The 24755-nt window shown below is 54.4% G+C and carries 19 protein-coding genes and 1 pseudogene; 13 read left to right on the top strand and 7 right to left on the bottom strand.

What is annotated here, in order from left to right:
- Positions 1-4: 4 nt before the first annotated feature.
- The 4 genes from sanA to ACHHZ6_RS02750 form a co-directional block, all read right to left on the bottom strand.
- Entirely contained in the window at positions 5-724 is a 720-nt protein-coding gene (sanA, locus tag ACHHZ6_RS02765) for an outer membrane permeability protein SanA (protein WP_196390241.1), read from the bottom strand.
- 127 nt (positions 725-851) lie between these two features.
- On the bottom strand, positions 852-1736 hold the full coding sequence (cdd, locus tag ACHHZ6_RS02760; protein WP_182918679.1) for a cytidine deaminase: 885 nt from the start codon (positions 1734-1736) through the stop codon (positions 852-854).
- Between the two features lie 129 nt (positions 1737-1865).
- Positions 1866-2561, bottom strand: a complete 696-nt coding sequence (locus tag ACHHZ6_RS02755) for a CidB/LrgB family autolysis modulator (protein WP_182272051.1) — start codon at positions 2559-2561, stop codon at positions 1866-1868.
- On the bottom strand, positions 2558-2956 hold the full coding sequence (locus ACHHZ6_RS02750) for a CidA/LrgA family protein (RefSeq protein ID WP_182272050.1): 399 nt from the start codon (positions 2954-2956) through the stop codon (positions 2558-2560). Before ACHHZ6_RS02750 ends, ACHHZ6_RS02755 begins: the two co-directional genes overlap by 4 nt.
- A 178-nt stretch (positions 2957-3134) precedes the next feature.
- On the opposite strand from ACHHZ6_RS02750, the gene dusC reads away from it, so the two are divergent.
- From dusC to mdtQ, 6 genes and pseudogenes are all read left to right on the top strand, one after another.
- On the top strand, positions 3135-4067 hold the full coding sequence (gene dusC, locus ACHHZ6_RS02745) for a tRNA dihydrouridine(16) synthase DusC (protein WP_182272049.1): 933 nt from the start codon (positions 3135-3137) through the stop codon (positions 4065-4067).
- A gap of 352 nt (positions 4068-4419) precedes the next feature.
- Complete coding sequence (locus tag ACHHZ6_RS02740) at positions 4420-5775, top strand: carbohydrate porin (protein WP_182272048.1); 1356 nt, start codon at positions 4420-4422, stop codon at positions 5773-5775.
- Between the two features lie 165 nt (positions 5776-5940).
- Positions 5941-6774 (top strand): transcriptional antiterminator BglG, encoded by an 834-nt coding sequence (gene bglG, locus ACHHZ6_RS02735; RefSeq protein ID WP_182272047.1) that lies wholly within the window; start codon positions 5941-5943, stop codon positions 6772-6774.
- Between the two features lie 25 nt (positions 6775-6799).
- Positions 6800-8768 (top strand): annotated as a pseudogene (gene bglF / locus ACHHZ6_RS02730) (PTS beta-glucoside transporter subunit IIABC).
- 15 nt (positions 8769-8783) lie between these two features.
- Positions 8784-10178, top strand: coding sequence for a glycoside hydrolase family 1 protein (locus tag ACHHZ6_RS02725; RefSeq protein ID WP_395121699.1), 1395 nt, complete (start codon positions 8784-8786; stop codon positions 10176-10178).
- Between the two features lie 199 nt (positions 10179-10377).
- Complete coding sequence (gene mdtQ / locus ACHHZ6_RS02720; protein ID WP_395121698.1) at positions 10378-11796, top strand: multidrug resistance outer membrane protein MdtQ; 1419 nt, start codon at positions 10378-10380, stop codon at positions 11794-11796.
- A gap of 68 nt (positions 11797-11864) precedes the next feature.
- Here the strand turns inward: mdtQ and ACHHZ6_RS02715 are convergent, their stop codons facing one another.
- On the bottom strand, positions 11865-12428 hold the full coding sequence (locus ACHHZ6_RS02715) for a DedA family protein (protein WP_182918678.1): 564 nt from the start codon (positions 12426-12428) through the stop codon (positions 11865-11867).
- A 165-nt stretch (positions 12429-12593) separates the two neighbouring features.
- Here ACHHZ6_RS02715 and ACHHZ6_RS02710 point away from each other — a divergent pair, with 165 nt between their 5' ends.
- Together ACHHZ6_RS02710 and pbpG are read left to right on the top strand one after the other, a co-directional pair.
- Entirely contained in the window at positions 12594-13181 is a 588-nt protein-coding gene (locus tag ACHHZ6_RS02710) for a Yip1 family protein (protein WP_182272043.1), read from the top strand.
- Between the two features lie 167 nt (positions 13182-13348).
- Positions 13349-14272 (top strand): D-alanyl-D-alanine endopeptidase, encoded by a 924-nt coding sequence (pbpG, locus tag ACHHZ6_RS02705; RefSeq protein WP_182918677.1) that lies wholly within the window; start codon positions 13349-13351, stop codon positions 14270-14272.
- 96 nt (positions 14273-14368) lie between these two features.
- On the opposite strand, the gene ACHHZ6_RS02700 is transcribed toward pbpG, so the two are convergent.
- Both ACHHZ6_RS02700 and dld read right to left on the bottom strand, forming a co-directional pair.
- Complete coding sequence (locus ACHHZ6_RS02700) at positions 14369-14923, bottom strand: GNAT family N-acetyltransferase (RefSeq protein WP_182918676.1); 555 nt, start codon at positions 14921-14923, stop codon at positions 14369-14371.
- Between the two features lie 124 nt (positions 14924-15047).
- Positions 15048-16784 (bottom strand): D-lactate dehydrogenase, encoded by a 1737-nt coding sequence (gene dld, locus ACHHZ6_RS02695; RefSeq protein WP_395121697.1) that lies wholly within the window; start codon positions 16782-16784, stop codon positions 15048-15050.
- 189 nt (positions 16785-16973) lie between these two features.
- Here dld and bglX point away from each other — a divergent pair, with 189 nt between their 5' ends.
- The 5 genes from bglX (at position 16974) to ACHHZ6_RS02670 (ending at position 24753) form a co-directional block, all read left to right on the top strand.
- Positions 16974-19271: a beta-glucosidase BglX gene (gene bglX / locus ACHHZ6_RS02690; RefSeq protein WP_182272039.1), complete on the top strand. Its 2298-nt coding sequence runs from the start codon at positions 16974-16976 to the stop codon at positions 19269-19271.
- A gap of 349 nt (positions 19272-19620) precedes the next feature.
- Positions 19621-20946, top strand: coding sequence for a glycoside hydrolase family 28 protein (locus ACHHZ6_RS02685; protein WP_395121696.1), 1326 nt, complete (start codon positions 19621-19623; stop codon positions 20944-20946).
- A 23-nt stretch (positions 20947-20969) separates the two neighbouring features.
- Positions 20970-22529, top strand: a complete 1560-nt coding sequence (locus ACHHZ6_RS02680) for an MFS transporter (protein WP_182272037.1) — start codon at positions 20970-20972, stop codon at positions 22527-22529.
- 1 nt (position 22530) lies between these two features.
- Positions 22531-23766 (top strand): MFS transporter, encoded by a 1236-nt coding sequence (locus tag ACHHZ6_RS02675; protein ID WP_395121695.1) that lies wholly within the window; start codon positions 22531-22533, stop codon positions 23764-23766.
- A 69-nt stretch (positions 23767-23835) separates the two neighbouring features.
- Positions 23836-24753 (top strand): ABC transporter substrate-binding protein, encoded by a 918-nt coding sequence (locus tag ACHHZ6_RS02670; RefSeq protein ID WP_395121694.1) that lies wholly within the window; start codon positions 23836-23838, stop codon positions 24751-24753.
- The last annotated feature ends 2 nt before the right edge of the window (positions 24754-24755 follow it).

Here is a 24755-nt window from a genome sequence, read left to right as displayed (position 1 = left end):
GGGGCTATTTTTTCTCTTTTTTCTGCATATCCAGCAGTTGTTCAGGCGTCACTGCCGGGTAACCCTGCGCATCTTCTGGCACTTCATGCATCGCCGGAATTGGCACCAGTGGGCCTAAAAAGCGTGGTTCTCGTTTGAAGATGTACAGGTCAGCCAGCGCACCAAAACGGGCACCGAACTCGCGTACGCGCACGCTCAGCATGTCTTTTGGCGATGGCACCGCGTAGCACTGGGCCTGAATACCCATATGCAACGCAATAAACAATGCCCGTTCGCAGTGGAAGCGCTGGGTAATGATGATGAAATCGTTGGTGTCGAACACTTTACGGGTACGCACGATGGAGTCCAGGGTGCGGAATCCGGCGTAGTCGAGCACGATATCGGCCGGGTCGACCCCTGCGGCAATCAAATCCTTACGCATCGTCACCGGTTCGTTATAGCTTTGCAGCGCGTTATCGCCGCTCAACAGCAGGTAATTCACCTTTCCGCTGTTATAGGCGTTTAGCGCCCCCTGAATACGATAACGGTAATACTGATTGATGACGCCGGTACGGTAATATTTGGCGGTACCGAGTACCACACCAACCTGACGATAGGGGAGATCCTGCAGGTCATCAAAGATGTAGGGCGCTGTTTTCCAGCTTATCCAGCGGTCGAGGCCAAGCACAGTCAACAGCAGTATGCCGAGCAGGACAGACAGGCTGTAAAAAACGCGCTTTAACATGCAGATGGCTCGTACCAAAGGTGAAATTTAACTCAGGCTACTTTACCCGCATGGTTAGCGCAAGAAACAGCGAATCAACTGAGGGGTTTTTCATCACACTGGCGGGCATTCCTGCCCGCCGGAAGGATTACGCAAGCAGCACGCGTTCAATCGATGAACAGCCCAGCGCTTTCAGCGTGGCGGCGGTAGCATCCCACTGAATCAGCGGTGCATCGGCAATTTCTGCCAGAATAGCGCGCTGAATATCCGGGTAGTCATAACCGTTCAGGTTCAGCAGATTCAGTGCGCCCTGCAGCGGTGGCAGCGTTGGGTTAAATGCGGCATTTTCCGCATAGCTGCCGCTGAAGATACGGCCATCACGGCACTGTAGCGCTACGCCACTAGGTGATTTGCTGTACGGGGTGTGGCTCTTGTTGGCGGCGGTGATAGCGGCCTGGCTCAGGTCATCGCCGGACAGGGCGAAGCCGTGATCCTGCTCATCCATCAGCAGCGTTTTGATATCCAGATCTTTCGGGCCGAAAGCGTCAGGCAGGTAATCACCCAGCGTGTGTGGTGCACGACCTGGCAGGTTGATGCGCAATTGCAGTCCGCTGTTCAGCTCGTTCATAAACTGACGACAGTGGCCACAAGGGGTGTAGTTAACGGTAATGGCGCTTAGCGCTTTTTCGCCGCGCAGCCAGGCGTGGCTGATGGCGCTTTGTTCCGCGTGGACAGTTTGCTGCATCGTCGCACCCAGGAACTCCATGTTACCGCCAAAGTACCAGGTTCCGCTTACACCGCGTGCAATCGCCCCTACATTGAAGTGGGAGAGGTCAGCGCGTGCGCAGGCGGCGGCCAGCGGCAGCAGTGCGAAAGCCAGCGCGTCTTCGTCCAGTCCTGTTGCCTGTTGAAGCAGAGTGACCTGCTCAGCCGTCAGCAGGGCGGGGAAATGCTCATCCGCCAGAACCGGGGCCAGGGCTGATTGCAAATTCTCTGCAAGCTGGGCGAAAGCAGCTTGAAAACGTGGATGCATGGCGTTTGCCTCATAAAGGTTAATGGATCGGTAGTGTACGGAGCCATTACGGCTTTATATGTGATCCACTTCTCATTACTTATGCAACTTATGAAAACAAAATGAAATTTGCGCGACGTATCGCAAATTTTAGCCCACAACTGCCAGAATGATCGGGAACAGGAACGGCGCGATCAGAGAGGTCATGATCCCACAGATGACCAGTGCCAGCGAGCTGAATGCCCCTTCCTGATAATCCAGCTCAGCGCAACGTGCGGTACCCAGGGCGTGTGAAGCCGTCCCCATCGCCAGACCACGCGCGGCTTTGGTATGAATGCGCATAGCATTCAACAGGGTATGGCCAAATACCGCACCAAGAATACCCACGAAAATTACGCATACGGCGCTGATGGCCGGTATACCGCCGATGCTGCCGCCCACCGCCATCGCGATTGGCGTGGTGACGGATTTTGGCAGAATAGAGGCGGCAATCTGCGGAGAGGCTCCCATCAACAGTGCGACCGACGTTCCGGTAATCATCGCCACCAGACTCCCCACAAAACAGATAGTAATGATGGACTTCCAGCGGGCACGGATCTGGTGCAACTGTTCATATAAAGGAAAGGCGAGCGCCACAACGGCAGGCTGCAGCAGATCGTTTAAAATCTTGCTCCCGGCAAAGTAGCGTTCGTAAGGAATGCCGGTGAGAAGCAGGAAAGGAATGATCACCACCATCGCCACCAGCAGAGGGTTGAGCAATGGCATTCTGAAACGTACGGCAAGTTTACGCGCGGCGAAGAACACCACCAGGGTTAACGGCAGCGACCACCAGATATTCTCCATCATTGCTTTGTTCCTTTTTGCCCAATCACTTTACGTTCGCCATGCACCAGATGCGAACTCCAGCTCACCACCAGGAAAACCACCAGCGTACTGACCGCGCAGGAGACGACAATGGGGCCGAACTGTGCTTTGAGCAAATCGTAATATTGCATGACCCCGACGCCGATGGGGACAAACAGTAGCGCCATGTAGCGAATGAGAACGAAGCAGCCAGGGTTGACCCACTTTGCAGGCAAAACCTGCAGTGCCAGCAGCACAAACAGGATCAGCATACCGATAATGCTGCCGGGAATGGTGATAGGTAACAGGGACGCGATGAAAATCCCGGCGTACAGACAGGCGTAAATCAGGACGAATGCGCGCAGGTATTGCCAGATAGTATTCAATGATTTGCTCATGGTGAAAGTCCTTGATGAAACGCATTCATCATACAATTAAACCCTGAAATGTGCTACGGATCACATCATGAATTTTGAGCATACCAGACATTCCTGAATGGAACGTCTGACATTGCCACAAATGGACAGTCTTAAGTTTAAATGCAACTATAGCGCGTCTTTTTTTACAGGTACTGATATGCGTGTTTTACTGGCCCCAATGGAAGGCGTGCTCGACTCCCTCGTGCGCGAGCTTCTGACCGAGGTGAATGATTACGATCTCTGCGTGACGGAATTTTTACGCGTGGTCGATATGTTATTGCCGGTAAAATCTTTTCACAGGCTCTGCCCGGAGCTGCACAACCAGAGCCGAACAACATCCGGCACGCTGGTGCGCATTCAGTTGCTGGGCCAGTATCCGCAATGGCTGGCGGAAAATGCTGCCCGTGCGGTGGATCTTGGTTCTTACGGGGTCGATCTCAACTGCGGCTGCCCGTCGAAACTGGTCAACGGCAGCGGCGGTGGGGCAACATTGCTGAAAGATCCTGAGCTGATTTATCGCGGTGCAAAAGCCATGCGTGAAGCTGTACCGTCGCATTTACCGGTGACGGTGAAGGTGCGACTGGGCTGGGACAGCGATGCGCGACAGTTTGAAATAGCCGATGCGGTACAGCAGGCGGGTGCAACAGAGTTAGTCGTGCATGGCCGTACCAAAGAGGATGGTTATAAGGCCGATCGCATCAACTGGCAGGCGATTGGCGAGATCCGCAAACGACTCTCTATTCCCGTGATTGCGAATGGCGAAATCTGGGATTACGAGAGCGCACAGGCCTGTCTGAAAGAGACTGGCTGCGATGCGGTAATGATTGGCCGTGGGGCGTTGAATGTGCCGAATCTCAGCCGGATGGTGAAATATAACGAACCGCGCATGCCGTGGGCTGAGGTGGTGACGCTACTGCAAAAATACAGCCGTCTGGAAAAGCAGGGGGATACCGGCTTGTATCATGTTGCACGTATTAAGCAGTGGCTCAGTTATTTGCGCAAAGAGTACAGCGAAGCGTTAGGATTATTCCAGGAGATCCGTACGTTACAGACTTCCGCGGATATTGCGCGGGTGATTCAGTCAAAATAATAAGCGTTAATTTGCTCACACTTTATTAAAATATAAAACAATGCAGGTTTTCAACGTGGCACGACGGTGTTAAGGTGCCACTGTTTTCAACGCAGGATTGTTACTGGCTAACAGGCAAAACCTAAGCGTTCTACAGCATTAATCGCTGTGGAGTGCTTAGGTTTTTTTTTTGCCTGTAATTTACGCAGGAGAGAAATTTGACTTAATTTTTTTATTGAAATTAATCAGGGCGCATTTTGTGGTTATTGATAACCGCAGGGGCGACTATTACCAAAAATAAATGATATGACAGGAAATAGATAAATTTCCTGCGACCAGTTACGCACTAAATACTCAATCACAGGTTGTTATTATGGCATATAAAAATATTCACTATAAGCTGTGCGCGCTCGCCTTATTGACGATTTCCCCTTTGTCGATGGCTCAGGACTGGAACGGGACGGCGCTAGGATTTGAAGCGCCACCGGATCCAATCCTTGGCGATATGCTCGGTATTCGTAAGATCCTTAACGATAACGGGTTCACCTGGAATCTCGGCTACCTGAATGAAATTGGCTGGAACGGTGGCGGTGGCTATAATCACGATTCTCACGTGGCCTATATCGACCAGTTTGCGCTGACCTTCAACCAGGATCTGGAGCGCTGGACGGGCATTCCGGATGCTCGTATTGAAGGGAATATCGTCAACCGTAACCACAATGACGATCTCACCACCAAACGCGTTCAGGATCCGCGCGTTAACTTTAATGATCTGACTCAGGAAAGCTGGGGCGGGCAATCTATCACCCGTCTGGGCTGGCTGACGTTTGCCCGTAGCTTTGATGACCGACGCCTCACCTGGCGCATCGGGATGATGAACAAAGTACAAACTTTCGACCAGATCATCCCGTGTGACTTCCAGATGCTCTCGCAGTGCGGAGGGAAATCGGCCAACTCGCTAACCTGGAACAACTGGAACGTCCATACCTGGGGTACCACGCTGGAGTATAAGGTAACGCCAACCGTGACCCTGAAAGGCGGTGTGATGGAACAAAACCCGGATGCCTCCAGCCGAAACCATGCGTGGAGCTGGTCGACGAAGGGTAGCAAAGGTGTATTACTGCCGGTTGAGATCGAAGCACGTCCGTTGATAGGTGGTCTGCCTGGAGCATATAACCTGGGCGTGGTGTATACCAATGCACCGCAAACTGACCTTTACCGTGGCGTATCTGGTGGTGCGGGTGCAACCGATCCGGAGGGATACGAGAAGCATAACCGTACATGGTTTATGTACGCCGGGCTTAACCAGCAGCTCACACAACACAAGGACGATCCGAATCGTGGCTTAAGCACCTCCATCAGCATGAGTCTCGCCGATCAGAACTCCAACTATATGCATCAGGTCTACGCCGCCTCGCTACGCTACCGTGGGCTGTTTGATGCTCGTCCGGAAGACTGGATTGGCTTTGGTCTGACCTGGATCGATATGAGCAACCAGTATGCGCGTAACCAGCGTTACATGAATACGCTGAATGGGGTGTCTGACTATAACGATCCGGCGTATCGCCCGGTGCCAGGTCATTCACTGAATGGCGAGTTTTACTATCGCTTCCGTCCTGTGTCGTGGCTTGAGCTGCAGCCAGGTATTCAGTACTGGCACCATCCTGGCGGGGTCGACCGAACTCAGGATGCATGGGTAACCGAGCTAAAAACCGTGGTGACCTTCTGATATAACCGTAGCAAGTACGATCTGCGTCACGTTTTTACTCGCGACAGATTGAGGCTATGAATGAAACTGATAGAGTGCCAGAACTGGATTGTTACTGCTTAGGCAGGCAAAACCTGATTTTCTGGCTTCTGCCGGAGGTCAGGTTTTTTTGTTTCTGGGGTTCCGATGAAAATCGCCAAAATTCTTAATAATAATGTGGTGGTTGTTCAGGATGGGCGCGGGCGCGAACAGGTCGTGATGGGCCGAGGGCTGGCTTTCCAGAAGCGCGTCGGTGAAGAGCTGGATACCACGCTGATTGAAAAGGTGTTTGCGTTACAAAGCGATGAACTGGTTCGTCGGCTGGGGGAGCTGCTTAGCCAGATCCCGCTGGAGGTGATGACCACCTGCGACCTCATCATTGGGCTGGCGTCGCAGCGGCTGGGGAAATTGCAGGAGAGTTTGTATATCACCTTGACTGACCACTGCTACTTTGCGATTGAACGGCAGAAGAAAGCGCTGGCAATCAAAAACGTGCTGTTGTGGGATATCAAACGCCTGTATCCGAAGGAGTTCGAACTGGGGCAGGAGGCGAGGGCCATTATCGCCAAACGCCTGAATGTCGAACTGGCGGAGGATGAGGCCGGGTTTATCGCGCTGCATCTGGTCACCGCGCAACTGAACAGCGAGATGCCGGAAGTGATGCACGTCACCCGGGTCATGCAGGAGATCCTGCAACTGGTGAAGTACCAGCTGCAGCTTGAGTATGATGAAGAATCGCTCAGCTATCAGCGTTTTGTCACCCATCTGAAGTTTTTTGCCCAGCGGATGCTCACTCGAACTGTGGTGGACGATGACGATGTTTCGCTGCATACGGCGGTGAAAGACAACTACGCGAAAGCGTGGAAATGTGCTGAGAAAATCGCGCAGCATCTGAATAAAAGCTATCAGCGTGATCTGACAACTGAAGAAATTATGTTCCTCGCCATTCATATTGAACGGGTGAGAAAAGAGGGGCGTTAAGCCCCACAAACTGGATTGTTACTGCATAACGCAGGCAAAACCTGAGCGCGGCCTTCGAAAGGAGGACGCTCTCGGGTTTTTTTATTTTTATACTCAGTCAACAGGTGTCTGCGGGCATCGGATGTAAGGAAATCGAGATGGAATACCAGGCATTAGCGAAGGATATTCTCGGCCACGTTGGCGGAAAAGAGAACATCGTCAGTCTTGTCCACTGCGCTACCCGGCTTCGCTTCAAACTGAAAGAGAATCAAAAAGCGGATGCGGAAGGGCTGAAGAAAAACCCGGGCGTGATTATGGTGGTTGAAAGCGGTGGTCAGTTCCAGGTGGTTATTGGCAACCATGTGAATAGCGTCTGGAAGGCGGTGCGTAGCGAGGCGGGACTGACGGATGAGACACCCGCAGTGGAAGAGAAGGGCGAAAAAGGGAATCTGCTGGGCCGCCTGATCGACATCGTTTCCGGGATTTTCACGCCGTTTATCGGCATTCTGGCGGCCTCCGGTATCCTGAAAGGGTTGCTGGCGCTGGCCGTCGTCTGTGGCTGGCTGACCCCTGAAAGCGGTACCTATAAAATCTGGTTCGCGGCGAGTGATGCACTGTTCTTCTTCTTCCCTCTGGTGCTGGGCTACACCGCCGGGAAAAAATTTGGCGGCAACCCGTTTATCACTATGGTGATCGGTGGTGCGCTTACCCATCCGATGATGATTGCAGCGTTTAATGCCAGCCAGCAGCCGGGTGCGACTGCCGAGGCATTTCTCGGTATTCCCGTCACCTGGTTCAACTACAGCTCATCGGTGATCCCGATCATTCTCGCCGCGTGGGTGAGTTGCTGGCTGGAAAAACAGAGTACAAAGCTGTTGCCATCGTCGATGAAAAACTTCTTTGCACCGCTCATCTGCTTAGGCGTTACCGTGCCGCTGACCTTCCTGGTGATTGGTCCGCTGGCAACCTGGCTCAGCCAGCTATTGGCAAACGGCTACCAGTGGATTTACGTTCTTGCCCCGTGGATTGCGGGTGCGGCTATTGGCGCACTGTGGCAGGTTTGCGTGATTTTTGGCCTGCACTGGGGGCTGGTACCGCTGATGATTAACAACCTGGCGGTGTTGGGCCATGACTCCATGCTGCCGATGCTGCTGCCAGCGGTGTTTGGTCAGGTGGGGGCTGCGTTTGGGATCTTCCTGCGTACCCGCGATGCTCGCCAGAAAATGCTGGCCGGTTCGTCCGTCACGGCAGGAATTTTTGGGATCACTGAACCGGCGGTGTACGGTGTTAACCTGCCGCTGCGTCGTCCGTTTATCTTTGGCTGTGTGGCTGGAGCCATCGGGGGGGCGATTGTCGGCTTTAGCGATACCCACGTGTACTCCTTTGGTTTCGCCAATATCTTTACCATCGCACAGATGATCCCGCCTGGTGGCGTGAACGCCACGCTGTGGGGCGGCATTATCGGTACCATCGTCGCGCTGGTGCTCAGCTGCGGCCTGACGCTGGTCGCCGGTATGCCAGTGCGTTCAACACAAGATGCCGTGGTGCCTACAACTGTCGGCGATAACGACGTGCTGTCCCCGATGACGGGCACTGTCCTTGCGCTTGACCAGGTGCCGGATACCACCTTTGCCAGCGGACTGCTGGGCAACGGCGCGGCCATTATTCCCTCTGATAACAAGGTCATTGCCCCTTTTGCCGGTGAAGTAGCCTCTCTGTTCCAGACTAAACATGCCATCGGGCTGCTCAGCACCAGCGGTATTGAAGTGTTGATCCATGTTGGGATCGACACCGTGAAGCTTGACGGTAAGCCGTTTACTGCTCATGTGAAAGTGGGTGACAAAGTACAGCCGGGCGACCTACTGCTGGAGTTTGATCGTCAGGCCATTCTTGATGCCGGATACGACCTGGCGACCCCGATTATTATCAGTAACAGCGACGAGTATCGTGAAGTGTCGACCGTGGCGGCAACGTCCGTTCACGCAGGCTCACCGTTACTTAGCGTAAGCCATTAATAACAGGAGAACGTGATGAAAACTTTCCCGGATGATTTTTTATGGGGCGGTGCAGTTGCCGCGAACCAGGTAGAAGGCGCTTATCTGGCGGATGGCAAAGGGCTGTCCACCTCTGACGTCCAGCCGCAGGGGGTCTTTGGTCCGGTGGTGGAGCGTGTGGTGGGTGACAGCGGCATCAAGGATGTCGCCATCGACTTCTATCACCGCTATCCGGAGGACATCAAACTGTTTGCCGAAATGGGCTTTAGTTGTCTGCGTGTCTCGATTGCCTGGACGCGTATCTTCCCGTACGGGGATGAACAACAGCCAAACGAAGCAGGCCTGGCGTTTTACGACAAGCTGTTTGATGAACTGGCGGCGCACAACATCACACCGCTGGTCACCCTGTCGCACTATGAAATGCCGTGGGGACTGGTGAAGCAATATGGTGGCTGGGGCAGCCGTCAGGTCATTGGTTTCTTCGAGCGTTACGCCCGTACCGTATTTGCACGCTACAAAGGGAAGGTGAAGCTGTGGCTGACCTTTAACGAAATCAACATGTCTCTGCATGCCCCCATGACCGGCGTCGGTCTGCCGGGAACCAGCAGTAAGGGCGAGGTGTATCAGGCGATCCACCATCAGCTGGTGGCCAGTGCGCTGGCGGTAAAAGCCTGTCACGAGATTATCCCGGATGCCAAAATTGGCAACATGTTGCTGGGCGGCCTGATGTACCCGCTGACCTGCAAGCCAGAGGATGTGCTGGAAGCGTTGCAGGAAAACCGCGCGTGGCAGTTCTTTGGCGACGTACAGTGTCGTGGTGCGTATCCGGGCTACATGCTGCGCTTCTTCCGCGATAACGGGATTCAGTTGGAGATCACTGATGCCGATCGCGAGGCGCTGAAATCGACCATCGATTTTATCTCGTTCAGCTACTACATGACGGGCTGCGTCACCACCGATGAAGAGCTGAACCAACAGGCGCGCGGCAATATCCTGAGTATGGTGCCGAACCCGCACCTCGCAAGCTCCGAATGGGGTTGGCAGATTGATCCCATCGGTCTGCGTACGCTGCTGAACGTGCTGTGGGATCGCTATCAGAAGCCACTGTTTATCGTTGAAAACGGTCTGGGTGCGAAGGATAAACCGGACGCTGACGGTATAGTGCAGGATGATTACCGCATCAGCTACCTGAACGATCACCTGGTGCAGGTGCGTGAAGCCATTGACGATGGTGTCGAGGTAATGGGGTACACCAGTTGGGGGCCGATCGATCTGGTTAGCGCCTCTAAAGCAGAGCTGTCCAAGCGCTATGGTTTTATTTATGTTGACCGTGATGACAGCGGAAAGGGTACCCTGGCACGTCGCCGTAAGAAAAGTTTCCACTGGTATAAAGAGGTGATCGCAACGAAAGGGGCAGCACTGAAAGGGTAATGAAAATATTAACCCGATGGTGGGTTTATCTCTGTCGGGTTAATAATTGGGTATATAGATAATTATATTTAATTGATTCTTGTGGTGAATATTTTTCTGATTGTTTAAATGTATAACAATTTGCAGATTGCCACGCGTTACTAAAAAAACGAACAGTATCAAGCGTAATTTGCGCCTTTATTTTTGAGTGAATGGCGTAATGAAACGTTCCTTTATTTTATCTCTGAGTGCTCCCCTCGTCTTTATTCTGGCCGCCTGTGCGCCAGAACATTCCACAGTATCGCCTGTTAAAACACAAACCACAGTGGCTTCGGTAAATACGCATTTACGTCGTACTGACTGGCCGAAAAATGAATGGTGGAAAGACTATAACGATCCCGAGCTTAATTCGCTGATTGCGAAAGCATTAAATGATGCGCCGGATATGCAAATTGCCCGGCAGCGCATTACGCTGGCAGAAGCTCAGGCAAAAGCCACGATGGCTGCCGACGGCCCACAAATTGATTTTTCAGCCGATGCGGAACGCCAGAAAATGTCGGCTGAGGGGTTAATGGGGCCATTTGCCATCACCGACCCGGCCGCAGGCACCACCGGGCCGTGGTACACCAACGGGACATTTGGCCTGACTGCTGGCTGGGATCTTGATCTGTGGGGCAAAAACCGTGCGCAGGTTGAAGCCCGTATTGGCAAGGTGAATGCGCAAAATGCAGAGATGGAACAAACGCGTCAACTGCTTGCCAGCAGCGTCGCGCGGCTGTACTGGGAGTGGCAAACTCAGGCCGCCGTGGGAGATGTCCTCGCAGATATCAAACAAGAGCAGGAGAATATTATTGGTGCCGACCGCGAGCTCTACCAGCACGGGATAAACTCCTCCGTGGAAGGGGTCGAAACGGACATTAACGCCAGCAAAACCGAGGAACAGCTGGCGGAAGTAAAGGGAAAAATGAAAGCCGTTGAGGCGCGTCTGGAAGCGTTAACCAACAGCACCTCAATGACGCTCACCCGCCATGCATTACCTGCACCAGAGGCTGCGCTGCCGACGATGCTGGGTTATGAACTGCTGGCGCGTCGACCCGATCTCCAGGCCGCTCACTGGTATATCGAAGCGTCCATGAGCGAGGTGGATGCTGCCAGAGCGGCTTTCTATCCCGATGTGAATCTGATGGCGTTCTTACAACAGGATGCCCTGCATCTGAGCGATCTGTTCCGCTCTTCGGCTCAGCAAATGGGCGTGACAGCCGGACTGACGTTGCCGATTTTTGACAGCGGCAGGCTGAACGCGAACCTGGATATTGCCCAGGCGCAGAATAATCTCTCCATCGCGAACTACAACAAAGCGGTGGTAGATGCCGTCAACCAGGTGGCGCGAACTGCCAGTGAAGTTGAAACCCTGACGGCGAAAAACCAGCACCAGCAGCAGGTCGAAAAAGATGCTGCGCGTGTTGTGGCGCTGGCACAGGCACGCTTTAGCGCCGGTATCATTGCCGGCTCCCGCGTCAGTGAAGCAAAAATCCCGGCGTTCAGGGAACACATCGCCGGGTTGATGCTGCAAGGGCAATATGTGGACGCCACGCTGCAACTGACGTCGGCACTGGGCGGTGGCTACCATCACGGCTAAAGCGCCCATGATCTGTACTTACCTGCTGGTTGATTGTCAGGAGGTGAGTACGACCCGAATAGTGCGCGCTAACGCTTCGAATCCCGGTGTTTCAGCCACAGCCGAACCGCAATGACTGCCACCACCACCAGAATCAACCATGCCCAGTGCTTCACATGCTGGTCGAGAGTATGCAACCACGGACCAATCACTTCTCCACCAACGTAACCTAGCGTGGTAAAGATCAGCGCCCAGGCAACCGCGCCAAAAATATTCAGCGGCAGGAAAATTTTCGGTGGCAAACGGCTCGCGCCAATCAGGATGGGGCCGATTATCCGAAAACCGTACATAAAACGGGTACCAATCACGAACAGGTAAGGGTGACGCTGGATCAGTCTCTGCGCCTGACGGATTTTCTTGCGATGCTTAGGAAAACGCAGCAGGAGTGCGGGCCCGAAACGTAGCCCCAGAAAGTAGAGCAACTGGTCGCCAATCATGCCACCCAGCGCAACTGCAGTCACGACCAGCGGGAAACGCAGCAGCCCCTGATGTGCCGCCACTCCTCCGAGCAGGGTGATGGTTTCACCTTCTGCCACGCTACCGATGACCAACGCGATATACCCATATTGTTCGATCAGACTATTGATATCCATAAACTCAGCCGGGTTTCCTTGCGAATGCCTGCATTTATCATATACCTCATGAATGAATAATGCGGCAATGAAGGCGAAATGGCATTTTTAAGGTTGCTCATAAAATAATCTAAAGCCTGCATTATACTTAAGGTATCGCTGACGGGCCGACAACAAGGGGGCGCTATGAACCATGTCTGGGGACTCTTCTCCCATCCCGACCGTGAAATGCATGTCATCAGAAACGAGAACGAAACGGTCGCGCACCATTACACGCACCATGTGCTGCTGATGGCAGCGGTGCCGGTGATCTGCGCGTTTATCGGTACAACACAAATCGGCTGGAACTTTGGTGATGGCACCGTGGTTCAGCTGTCGTGGTCTACCGGGCTTTACCTTGCCATTATCTTCTACGGCCTGATGCTGGCAGGGGTGGCGGTGATGGGGCGCGTCATTCACTGGATGGCACGTAACTATCCGCAACGTCCGTCCCTGGCGCACTGTATGGTCTTTGCCGGATATGTCGCGACCCCGCTGTTCTTAAGCGGCATTGTTGCGCTCTATCCACTGGTCTGGTTGTGCGCGCTGATCGGTACGATTGCCCTCTTTTACACCGGTTATCTGCTGTATCTGGGGGTTCCAACCTTCCTGAATATCAATAAAGAAGAGGGCCTGAACTTCTCCAGTTCAACGCTGGCTATCGGCGTGCTGGTGCTGGAGGCGTTACTGGCGCTGACGGTGATTCTTTGGGGTTACGGATACCGTCTCTTTTAAGTTCACTGCATTGCTGGCGTAAATGCCAGCAATGCAGCATCTGTTCATGATTCTTCGCTGGCGACATTCCACGGTGACCGCTATGATGCCGGAGCCAGCCTGTGTTTATCCGTTAGCACAGGCGGTGTACGTCATGACGTGCGTGAATAATTATCAGAAATCTCACCATGCTGAAATTCCGAGTCTCTTTACTTAGCCTGGCACTGTTGCTGGGTGCGTCCGTTGCCGTGCCAGCGATCGCCAAAACGCCTGCGGTGACCACTGCTGCTGCCCAACCGCAAATTGCGTCCGGCAGTGCGATGATTGTCGATCTGAATACCAATCAGGTGATCTACGCCAGCCATCCGGATCTGGTGCGACCGATCGCCTCGATTACCAAATTAATGACCGCGATGGTGGTGCTTGATGCCCATCTGCCGCTGGACGAAAAACTGAAAGTGGATATCAGCCACACGCCGGAGATGAAAGGGATTTATTCCCGCGTGCGTCTGAACAGCGAAATCAGCCGTAAGAATATGCTACTGCTGGCGCTGATGGCTTCTGAAAACCGTGCAGCGGCGAGCCTGGCGCACCACTATCCGGGCGGTTATGACGCATTCATTCGTGCAATGAATGCAAAGGCCAAATCACTGGGTATGAGCAATACGCATTATGTGGAACCGACAGGTTTGTCGATTCATAACGTCTCCACGGCGCGTGATTTGACGAAACTGCTGATTGCCAGCAAACAGTATCCGCTGATTGGGCAGCTCAGTACCACGCGTGAAGAGACGGCCACGTTTGCGAACCCGGCGTATACGCTGCCGTTCCGCAATACTAACCATCTGGTCTACCGTGATAACTGGAACATCCAGTTAACGAAAACGGGTTTTACCAATGCGGCGGGTCACTGTCTGGCGATGCGTACCGTATTTAACGGGAAACCGGTGGCGCTGGTGGTGATGGATGCTTTTGGTAAATACACCCACTTCGCGGATGCAAGCCGACTGCGCACCTGGATTGAGACGGGGAAAGCCCAACCGGTTCCGGCCGCGGCACTCAGCTATAAAAAGCAAAAAGCGGAACAGATGGCGACCGCGCAGAACGATTAGGTAAATGCAAAACGGTAACTCAGGTTACCGTTTTTTATGTTTTCTCCCTTTCCCTGTGGGAAACGGCCGGGGTGAGGGCACCAGACCGCACGGCTTTTATTCGGGCAGCGTCCAGTCACCGTCGTTGAGTGGGCGTTGCATAATCAGCGTATCCCGCCAGTCACCTTTTTTGTAGCCGACGCTGCGTAGCTGACCGACAATCTCGAAGCCGTGTTTTTTATGCAGCCGTAATGAGCCCGCATTATTATTTCCGTCGCCCACAACCGCGATCATCTGCCGCCACGGTCCTTGCTCGCAGCGTTCAATCAACGCGTCCATGAGCGCTGAACCAAACCCGCGTCCGGTGGTACTGGCATCCACGTAGATCGATTCTTCAAGGGTATAACGGTAGGCATGTCGTGGACGATACAAGGTCGCATAGCAATACCCCACGACGATGCCACGATACAACGCGACCAGCCACGGTAGGCCGCTCTCGGCGACGTTTTTCATCCGCTGGCGCATTTCATCGATGGTAGGGGGGACTTCCTCGAACGATGCGCGCCCGTGAAGCACATGCCAGGCATAGATGGCCGTAATGGCATGCACATCGTCAGGAAGGGCGTCGCGTACGTCCACTTCGGTTTCAGGGTAAATATCAACAGCCGACATGGTATGCCTGCTCCTCGTCTTACAAAGCCGGAGAAACGGTTCTCCGGCGACAGATATTTACTCTAGTACGTTTGAGGAGCGCTTCACAATCTCTCAAATATGGCTGTAGACGCGATTCAGAGGCTTACGCGTCGTGCTGCTCCGTTTCGGCGCTCTCTTTCCAGTATTTCTTCCGCGTTGTTTTACCAATACCGGGATTCATACTGTTTGTAGGGTCATTCTCGCGATAAAACTGCTTTAATGCATCCGGGGCTTTGTAAAGATGCCCGACGTTGTGTTCCGCAGGATATTGTGCGCCGCGCTCGCGCAGCAGGGTGAGCATCTGTTCTTTCAGTTCATGCGCATCGACGCCTTTTTTGACGATGTAATCCTGGTGGAATACATAGCACATAAAGTGGCCGTAATAGAGTTTGTGTACCAGCTTGCTGTCAATTTCCGGCGGCAGATGTTCAAACCATTCGGTATCGTTGCGTCGCAAGGCAATATCCAGTGCCAGAATATCCTCCACCTCTTCGGAGTGAACCGCCTGGTAACGAATGGCGGCACCCGCTGCGGCGAAGCGGTGCAGGAAGGCTTTGCTGCCTTCTTCCGGCGTACAGGCGAAGAAATCACCTTCGGCGGTTTTGAAGAATTCAGTCAACCAGGTTTGTGCCTCGGTAATGCCATCACCGGCCATTTTCAGCAGCAGGTGGTGCTCATACTTATCGCGCCAGGTCTTCATTCGCTCCGGTAAATGCGCCGGGAAGACATGACCCAGTTTCTGCATAAAGCGGTCGGTGAAATGTGGCTTAAACAGCGACACTTTATCCAGCATCGCGTCGGTGCGGCCCTTCATGGTGAAGAAGAACGGCATCTTGTCGGTACCAAGCTTGTCGATCATCAGGAAGGTGTCTTTGCCGTAACGTTCGGCGATGTCGTAAATATCACGGTGCATATACTCGCCTGCCACTGGCAGGTGGGTGAACTCACCCAGAATATGACGGCGGATTTCGGTCAACACGTCTGGCTGGTTGGTACCGATGTAAAAGACCTGCTGTTTTTTCTCTGCCGGGAAGGTATCAAGGCGGACCGCAAAGACGGCCAGCTTGCCCGCGCAGCCGGAGGATTCGAATAACCGGTCAGGATCGGCGTTATAGCGCGCCGGGGTATCGGCCCCGATATCACGCACGCGGGTGACATAATCATGGTCGTGAGCATACCGTCCATCGTGCTGAACGTCTTCATCCTTCACGCGGTCGTCATCGAGTTTGCTGAGGATCTGCTCTGGCGTTGCCCCCAGATCAATTCCCAAATGGTTGACCAGCGTCAGCTTGCCGTTTTCGTCGATGCGGGCATACAGCGACATCTCGGTGTACGCGGGGCCACGCTGCACCAGCGAACCGCCAGAGTTATTGCAAATCCCGCCAATTACGGAGGCACCAATACAGGATGAACCAATCACCGAATGGGGTTCACGTCCCAGAGGCTTAAGCGCTTTTTCCAGTGAATAGAGGGTCGTCCCGGGGAAGGCCAGTACCTGTTCACCTTTGTCCAGCAGGTGCAGTTTGTCGAGACGCAGGGTGCTGATGATCACGATGTCACGATCGTAATCGTTGCCGTTCGGCGTAGAACCTTCGGTCAGGCCGGTGTTGGCGGCCTGCATCAGAATAATTTTGTCGGCGACGACGCAGGCGCTCAGTACGCGCCACAGTTCCAGCAGCGTGCCGGGGAACACCACCGCCAGCGCGTCGCCCTGGCCGGAGCGAAAACCTTTGCGGTAGCGGGCGGTTTTTGCCGGGTCGGTAAGCAGGTGAGAGTGACCAACCAGGCGCGACAGTTCGTTAATAAAAGTGTTGTTATCGTCAGTTCGAACAGAAGACATCTTCCACTCCTTGTGGTGGGGCAAATTTCTCGTTGTAAAGCATAGCGCGATTAACTGTTAAGCGGTCGAGTATTCACGAGAAAAATCAGAGAATAACCCTGCAAGGTTCAGAGGGTTTGTGGCACACTGCGCTTTTCGCACGGTTTGGCCGAGATCTTCCGGCGGTTATTGATGAGAGAGTAAAACGACATGAAATGGCTATGTTCTGTAGGTGTCGCCGTCAGCCTGGCGCTGCAACCTGCGCTGGCAGAGGATTTGTTTGGTAATCACCCGCTTACGCCTGAAGCCCGGGACGCGTTTGTTACCCAATTGCTTAAGAAGATGACGGTCGATGAGAAGATAGGCCAGCTGCGTCTTATCAGCGTCGGTCCGGATAACCCGAAAGAGGCCATCCGTGAGATGATTAAAGAGAGCCAGGTTGGGGCAATCTTTAACACCGTCACTCGCCAGGATATCCGCAAAATGCAGGATCAGGCGATGGAACTCAGCCGTCTGAAAATTCCTCTGTTCTTCGCCTATGACGTGCTGCACGGTCAGCGTACCGTCTTCCCGATTAGCCTCGGTTTAGCCTCCTCCTTTAACCTTGATGCGGTCAAAACCGTGGGGCGCGTTTCTGCATATGAAGCGGCAGACGACGGCCTGAACATGACCTGGGCTCCGATGGTGGACGTCTCCCGCGATCCGCGCTGGGGCCGCGCCTCAGAAGGTTTCGGGGAAGATACATATTTAACGTCGATAATGGGTAAAACCATGGTGGAAGCGATGCAGGGTAAAAGCCCGGCGGATCGCTACTCTGTCATGACCAGCGTTAAGCACTTTGCGGCCTACGGTGCTGTTGAGGGTGGTAAAGAGTACAACACCGTGGACATGAGCCCACAGCGCCTGTTCAACGACTATATGCCTCCGTACAAAGCGGGCCTGGATGCGGGCAGCGGTGCGGTGATGGTGGCGCTGAACTCACTCAACGGCACGCCTGCGACCTCTGATTCCTGGCTGCTGAAAGATGTACTGCGCGACCAGTGGGGCTTTAAGGGCATCACCGTCTCCGATCACGGCGCTATCAAGGAACTGATCAAACACGGAACGGCTTCCGACCCGGAAGATGCAGTGCGCGTGGCGCTCAAGTCCGGCATCAACATGAGCATGAGTGACGAATACTACAGCAAATACCTGCCGGGGCTGGTGAAGAGCGGTAAGGTAACGATGGCGGAACTGGATGACGCTACCCGTCACGTGCTGAATGTGAAATACGACATGGGGCTGTTTAACGATCCGTACAGTCACCTGGGCGCGAAAGATTCAGACCCGGCAGACACCAACGCTGAAAGCCGCCTGCACCGTAAAGATGCACGTGACGTTGCGCGTGAAAGCCTGGTGCTGCTGAAAAACCGTCTGGAAACGCTGCCGCTGAAAAAGTCCGCTACGATCGCCGTGGTTGGCCCGCTGGCCGACAGCAAGCGTGACGTCATGGGGAGCTGGTCAGCCGCTGGCGTGGCCGATCAATCCGTGACTGTACTGACCGGCATTAAAAACGCGGTCGGTGAAAACGGCAAAGTGGTGTACGCCAAAGGGGCGAACGTCACCAGTGATAAAGACATTGTTGCCTTCCTCAACCAGTACGAAGAGGCGGTGAAAGTGGATCCACGTTCACCGAAAGCGATGATTGACGAAGCGGTTAATGCGGCGAAGCAGTCCGACGTGGTGGTTGCTGTCGTTGGTGAAGCGCAGGGTATGGCGCATGAGGCCTCCAGCCGTACCGACATCACTATTCCGCAGAGTCAGCGCGACCTGATCGCCGCCCTGAAAGCGACCGGTAAGCCGTTGGTGCTGGTGCTGATGAACGGCCGTCCTCTGGCGCTGGTGAAAGAAGATCAGCAGGCAGACGCAATTCTGGAAACCTGGTTTGCCGGTACTGAAGGCGGTAACGCCATTGCCGATGTGCTGTTTGGCGATTACAACCCGTCAGGCAAACTGCCGATGTCCTTCCCGCGCTCTGTGGGGCAGATCCCGGTGTATTACAGCCATCTGAACACTGGTCGTCCGTACAATGCCGACAAACCGAACAAGTACACGTCACGCTACTTCGACGAAGCTAACGGCCCGCTGTACCCGTTTGGTTATGGCCTGAGCTACACCACCTTTAAGGTTTCTGACGTGAAAATGTCAGCACCGACCATGAAGCGTGACGGCAAAGTCACTGCCAGCGTGGAGGTTACCAACACGGGTAAACGCGAAGGGGCAACGGTGATCCAGATGTACGTTCAGGATGTCACTGCGTCCATGAGCCGTCCGGTGAAACAGCTGCGTGGTTTTGAGAAGATTGCCCTCAAGCCTGGCGAAACCCAAACCGTCAGCTTCCCGATCGACGTGGACGCGCTGAAGTTCTGGAACCAGCAGATGAAATACGCTGCGGAGCCTGGCAAATTCAACGTGTTTATCGGCGTGGATTCTGCCCGCGTGAATAAAGGCGAGTTCGAGCTGCAGTAATGTTGTTTCCCTCTCCCTACAAGGAGAGGGTTAGGGTGAGGGGGATACAATCCCCCCATCCCTGATAATCCGCTCAATCCGTGACCCACAACGCAACTTTTCGTCCTTCTCTGGCGAAAAACCCTTCATCCGCGCTTTTTCTTCCATCGAACTACTCTGAAATGTGACATTTTTCACACTTCATTTTTGCATGTCAGCTGAAAACGTGAACAGCATCAAAAGTCCCCTTATTGCCATAACGTCGCCGTGATGGCCTTCACTCTTCATGTAAATATCCCCTGAAAGTACCGCGAGCCACCGCGCAAATGCCCGTTTAATGCCGGTTAGTTCAATTCTGACGGGCAACAACATGAAACTCTCATTAGACAATGTCGATCTTGACCGTAGCGGGGCGTCGCGGGTGACGGCGACACTACAGGGATTAATCGATACGCTGGCACGTGCAGGCGGCGGTACGCTGGTGGTGACGCCAGGCATCTACCTGACGGGGACGCTGGTACTGCCATCTCACTTTACGTTGCACCTGGAAGCGGGCGCGCGTCTGCTTGCCAGCCAGCACGAAGCCGATTACCAGACCGCCGAAACGCAAAGTATGGCGGAGCTTTCACGTATGGCGCTGCTCTACGCCCGTGATGCACATGCTGTAACGCTCAGTGGTGCGGGGTGCATTGACGGTAACGCCACGGCCTGGTTTGCCGAACAGGTCGATGCCCAGGGTTATCGTCAACCGAAAACACATCGCCCTCGCCTGGTGGTATTTGAAGGCTGCGAGCAGGTGCGTATCAGTGACATCACCTTGTATGACTCGCCGATGTGGACTGCCCATCTGGTGAGCTGTAATCACGTCTTTATCCGTAACCTCACTGTCGACAACGATCTCACTCTTTCGAATACCGATGCGCTGGATATCGACAGTTGCCAGCACGTTCATATCAGCGACAGTTACTTCAGTGCCGCTGATGACGGTATCTGTCTGAAAACGACGGACAAAGCCCCTGAGCTGCAGCAGCCAATCTATAACGTCACGGTCAGCAACTGCATTATCCGTTCCAAAAGCTGTGCCATTAAGGTCGGGACAGAGACCTTTGCAGACATTCGCCACGTTGCGGTGACGAATTGCACGATCTTTGAATCCAACCGTGGCATTGGCCTGGTGTCCCGTGATGGTGGCGCATTTAGCCAGATGGTGTTCGGCAACATTCTCTTCGATTGTCGCCACGGCGACCCGTGCCACTGGGGAAAAGCCGATCCCGTTTTCATCTCTCTGCGCCATCGTGCGCCGGACGTCCGGCCGGGGGATATCAGTCAGGTTACCTTCTCCAGCCTGAATGGCGTGGGCGAGGGGGCCATCAATCTGCACAGTGAGATTGACGGTGCGGTTCGCGATATCACTTTCAACGGGCTGACCTTCACTCAGATCCACAGCCCGTCCGGTGAGCAGGGTTGTTACGACGTGCGCCCACCGTGTAACCCGGAACGACCTACCGGCATGGGACTGGACAACGCTTACCGGGTGGATCCGCAGACAGGGCGTGCGCACGGCGTCGGGCGTTACCCGCACGGGCTACCTGCCATCTTTGCTTGCGGTATCTGTGGGCTGCATCTGAATGAGTTACATATCACACGTCCTTCGCCGCTGCCTGCGGACTGGGATGTCGAGAGTATCCGGGTTTAACACGGCCACTTCAGGGGATAACAATGATAAAAAAAGTGCGAGAAATTAAGCTGCGTAACTATGTCTGTTACGGACTGGCAGATGTGATAGGTTCCGGGGCCTTTACGCTGGTCAGTGCCTGGCTACTGTTTTTCCTGACCACGTTTTGCGGCCTGACGCCTATCCAGGCCGGGTCGCTTTTTGCCGTGGCAAGAATTGTCGATGTGATTATGTGCCCGGTGATTGGGTACGTTTCTGATAACTTCCATAAAACCCGGCTCGGGCGACGCTTTGGTCGCCGCCGTTTCTTCCTGCTGGCCAGTATTCCGCTGGTGTCTGTTTACAGTCTGCTGTGGGTGGAAGGGTTTAACTACTGGATGTACCTGCTGTTTTATATTCTGTTTGAGGTCGTCTACACCATGATCATCATTCCTTACGATACCCTGTCGGCGGAGATGACCTCGGATTTCAAAAAGCGCTCAAAGCTCACCAGTGCGCGTATGTACATTGCCCAGTTGGCCGGTTTTGCTGCGGCATTTCTGCCCGGGCGTCTGGTGTCGTATTTCGGCCCCGAATCGTCGGATTCGTTCTTCTACACCGGGGCGATTTTTACCGTGTCGTTTATGATTGTGCTGTTCTTCGTCTACTTCGGTACCTGGGAGCGGTCGCTGGAGGAGATCCAGCAAAACGAGCACCACGACGCGGAAGAGGAAAAAGAGCCGTTTACCACGCGCGTGTTCCATATCTACTACGATTTTGTCTCGACGCTGAAAATCAAAACCTTCCGCTCGCATCTGGGAATGTACCTTGGTGGATCTGTAGCGCAGGACATCTTCAACTCGGTATTTACCTATTTTGTGGTCTTCGCAATGATGACCTCGTCGGTGGTGGCCTCTAACCTGCTGGGGGTGATTAACGGCCTGCAGTTCTTTGGGGTTGGTATTGCAACCTGGTTGACGCTGCGTTTTTCACCGTCCCGTGCGTTTGCTACCCAGGCCACAATGGCGCTGCTGGCCTTTGCGCTGTTTGTCTCGGCTTACCTGAGCGGGGTGGGGGGTATGAGCGTGCTCTATGTCGGTGCGGCGGTTGCGGGCCTGGCGCGCGGCGGGATCTACGCCATTCCGTGGAATAACTACACCTTCGTGGCCGACGTGGATGAGATCCTGACCGGTAGCCGTCGTGAGGGGATCTTCGCCGGGTTTATGAGCCTGCTGCGCAAAGCGTCTCAGGCACTCTCCATTTTCCTGGTCGGGGTGGCGTTACAAATGTCGGGCTTCGTCTCCGGGCAGAGTTCGCAGCCACAGTCGGCTGTCAATATGATCCTGGTAATCATGATTGCCCTGCCGGTTGCCCTGACCCTGTGGGGGATCTGGTCTGCCTTCCAGTTTAAGGTGAACAGCCGCACGCACGCGATCCTGAACGAAGAGGTGGCGCGTCTGAAACTGGGCGGCAGTAAGGCGACCGTGAGCGCCGAAAACCGGGCGGTGATCGAAAGCCTGACCGGCATGCCATACGAAAACTGCTGGGGTGAAAACACCGTCGGCTATCTCAACCGCAAGCGTATGCAGGCGCGTAAGTTCAGCGGCCTGTTGAAGACCCACTGAGATGACAGAGCAGAGCATTATTATTCAGCAGGGCGTATGGGCCCGGCTGGGATTACCCCGGGAACTTTGCTGGGGCTTTATGGGGATTTTCCTGTTTATTACCGGCGCGACGATTGAGCAGAGCTGGCTTGCCTCTTTGCTACAGCAGCGCGGATTTGATGCAGTGCATATCAGCTTACTCTCATCGGTTTTTGGCCTGTGCGTGGCGCTGGTGTCGTGGTTTTCTGGTATCGGCGCAGGCGTGCTGGGGTTACGGCGGCTGATGTGGGCCGCGACGGTGATTTATTTTATCGGCTCGGTTCCGTTCATTGCGTGGGCGCTGCCACAGGGCCATTACCCGCTGATGGTGGCGAGTTATGCGCTGCGTGGGGTGGCGTATCCGCTGTTTGCCTATTCATTTCTGGTGTGGGTCAACCAGCGCTGCGAGCCTGTCATTCTTGGGCGTGCCGTCTCGTGGTTCTGGATCGCCTTTGGTGTGGGGATGACCATTGTCGGGCCGTGGTTCTCCGGCATGATGATCCCGGCGTTTGGCGAAACCACCACGCTGCTCAGCGGCTTTATTTTCGTGGCGCTGGGGGCCGGTTGTGCGCTGGTACTCAACCGTGATCGCCCGCAGTGGCAACGCGAGGGCAACCTGGGGGATGCCCTGGCTGAAGGGCTGCGGGTGCTGGTGCGTGAACCCAGGATGCGCCTGGCGGTACTCGTGAAGACCATCAACGACATCGGCAAGTTTTCACTGGTGATCCTGATGCCCGTTTATTTGCCGCGTTTTGGCTTTAGCATCGCCCAGTGGCTGGCTATCTGGGGGCTGGTGAACGTGATGAATATTTTCGCGAACTACTTCTTTGGCTGGCTGGGCGATACCATCGGCTGGCGAAACACGGTGGTCTGGTTCTCCGGCACGCTGTGCGGGCTGGGGATGCTGGCCGTCTGCTATACCCCGGTGTGGTTCGGCGACAGTGAAACCATGTTGTTTCTGGCGCTGGCTTTATATGCCGTGGGGCTGGGGGCTTTTGGCCCGCTGAGTGCGCTGATCCCCTCACTGCTGCCGCACAACAAAGGGGCGGCGATCTCGTGCCTGAATCTGGGTTCCGGGCTGAGCAATTTCGTCGGGCCGGTGATTGTCACGCTTTGTGTGGCCCCATTGGGTATCGAAGGGACGCTATGGGTGATTGCCATTCTCTACTTCGCCGCCAGCCTGCTTAGCGTGCCGCTGACCCTACCCGAAGAAGGATGAATTCAGGTTTTTAGGCTACGCTTTTCTCTCAAGCCTCTGATAAAGGCCGTAAAAAATGAGGAAAGCTGCATGACGATGACAAAGGGGATGATGGGTTCAGCGCTGCTGCTGGCAGCGCTGAGCTTGCCGTTACAGGCGGCAGAGCCGGTGAAAGTGGGCTCAAAGATTGATACCGAGGGTGCGCTGCTCGGCAATATCATCTTACAGGTGCTCGAAAGCCACGGGGTCAAAACTGTCAATAAAGTCCAGCTCGGCACCACACCCGTGGTGCGTGGCGCTATTACCTCTGGCGAGCTGGATATCTACCCGGAATACACCGGCAACGGGGCGTTCTTCTTCAAAGATGAAACCGACCCGGCCTGGAAAAATGCCAAAGCCGGATATGAAAAAGTCAAAAAACTGGATGCAGAGCAGAACAAGCTGGTCTGGCTGACGCCAGCTCCGGCCAACAACACCTGGACTATTGCGGTGCGTAAAGACATCGCGGAGAAAGGTAAGTTAACCTCGCTTGAAGATCTCAGCCGCTACCTGAAAGAGAAGGGCGAATTTAAGCTTGCGGCGTCTGCTGAGTTTATCGAGCGTCCGGATGCGCTACCTGCTTTTGAAAAAGCCTATAACTTTAAGCTCGACCAGGCTCAGTTGCTCTCTCTGGCGGGCGGCGATACGGCAGTGACCATCAAAGCAGCGGCGCAGAATACCTCTGGGGTTAATGCGGCAATGGCCTATGGCACCGACGGCCCGGTTGCGGCACTGGGGCTGCAAACGCTGACCGATCCGAAAGGCGTTCAGCCGATTTATGCCCCCACGCCGGTGGTGCGCGAAGCGGTGCTGAAAGCCTACCCGGATATTGCCAAATGGTTAAAACCGGTCTTTGAAAAGCTGGATGAAAAAACGCTGCAACAGCTGAACGCCAGCATTGCCGTTGAAGGACTGGATGCCAAAAAAGTGGCGGCTGATTTCCTGAAGCAACAAGGGCTGGTGAAGTAACA

The organism is Enterobacter cloacae complex sp. 2024EL-00214 (assembly GCF_043945575.1).
GTDB lineage: Bacteria > Pseudomonadota > Gammaproteobacteria > Enterobacterales > Enterobacteriaceae > Enterobacter > Enterobacter cloacae_P.
Note: the sequence above shows the minus strand (reverse complement) of the source record. Positions and strands in the feature narration are given on the sequence as shown.

What these genes read in the sequence shown, in the direction of transcription:
- mdtQ (WP_395121698.1), top strand. Translation starts at nt 10,378, where the DNA reads ATGAAACGTTCCTTTATTTTATCTCTGAGTGCTCCCCTCGTCTTTATT.
- ACHHZ6_RS02725 (WP_395121699.1), top strand. Translation starts at nt 8,784, where the DNA reads ATGAAAACTTTCCCGGATGATTTTTTATGGGGCGGTGCAGTTGCCGCG.
- ACHHZ6_RS02755 (WP_182272051.1), bottom strand. Translation starts at nt 2,561, where the DNA reads ATGATGGAGAATATCTGGTGGTCGCTGCCGTTAACCCTGGTGGTGTTC.
- pbpG (WP_182918677.1), top strand. Translation starts at nt 13,349, where the DNA reads ATGCTGAAATTCCGAGTCTCTTTACTTAGCCTGGCACTGTTGCTGGGT.
- ACHHZ6_RS02680 (WP_182272037.1), top strand. Translation starts at nt 20,970, where the DNA reads ATGATAAAAAAAGTGCGAGAAATTAAGCTGCGTAACTATGTCTGTTAC.
- ACHHZ6_RS02710 (WP_182272043.1), top strand. Translation starts at nt 12,594, where the DNA reads ATGAACCATGTCTGGGGACTCTTCTCCCATCCCGACCGTGAAATGCAT.
- ACHHZ6_RS02670 (WP_395121694.1), top strand. Translation starts at nt 23,836, where the DNA reads ATGACGATGACAAAGGGGATGATGGGTTCAGCGCTGCTGCTGGCAGCG.
- ACHHZ6_RS02740 (WP_182272048.1), top strand. Translation starts at nt 4,420, where the DNA reads ATGGCATATAAAAATATTCACTATAAGCTGTGCGCGCTCGCCTTATTG.
- ACHHZ6_RS02685 (WP_395121696.1), top strand. Translation starts at nt 19,621, where the DNA reads ATGAAACTCTCATTAGACAATGTCGATCTTGACCGTAGCGGGGCGTCG.
- dld (WP_395121697.1), bottom strand. Translation starts at nt 16,784, where the DNA reads ATGTCTTCTGTTCGAACTGACGATAACAACACTTTTATTAACGAACTG.
- bglG (WP_182272047.1), top strand. Translation starts at nt 5,941, where the DNA reads ATGAAAATCGCCAAAATTCTTAATAATAATGTGGTGGTTGTTCAGGAT.
- dusC (WP_182272049.1), top strand. Translation starts at nt 3,135, where the DNA reads ATGCGTGTTTTACTGGCCCCAATGGAAGGCGTGCTCGACTCCCTCGTG.
- ACHHZ6_RS02715 (WP_182918678.1), bottom strand. Translation starts at nt 12,428, where the DNA reads ATGGATATCAATAGTCTGATCGAACAATATGGGTATATCGCGTTGGTC.
- ACHHZ6_RS02750 (WP_182272050.1), bottom strand. Translation starts at nt 2,956, where the DNA reads ATGAGCAAATCATTGAATACTATCTGGCAATACCTGCGCGCATTCGTC.
- cdd (WP_182918679.1), bottom strand. Translation starts at nt 1,736, where the DNA reads ATGCATCCACGTTTTCAAGCTGCTTTCGCCCAGCTTGCAGAGAATTTG.
- ACHHZ6_RS02675 (WP_395121695.1), top strand. Translation starts at nt 22,531, where the DNA reads ATGACAGAGCAGAGCATTATTATTCAGCAGGGCGTATGGGCCCGGCTG.
- sanA (WP_196390241.1), bottom strand. Translation starts at nt 724, where the DNA reads ATGTTAAAGCGCGTTTTTTACAGCCTGTCTGTCCTGCTCGGCATACTG.
- bglX (WP_182272039.1), top strand. Translation starts at nt 16,974, where the DNA reads ATGAAATGGCTATGTTCTGTAGGTGTCGCCGTCAGCCTGGCGCTGCAA.
- ACHHZ6_RS02700 (WP_182918676.1), bottom strand. Translation starts at nt 14,923, where the DNA reads ATGTCGGCTGTTGATATTTACCCTGAAACCGAAGTGGACGTACGCGAC.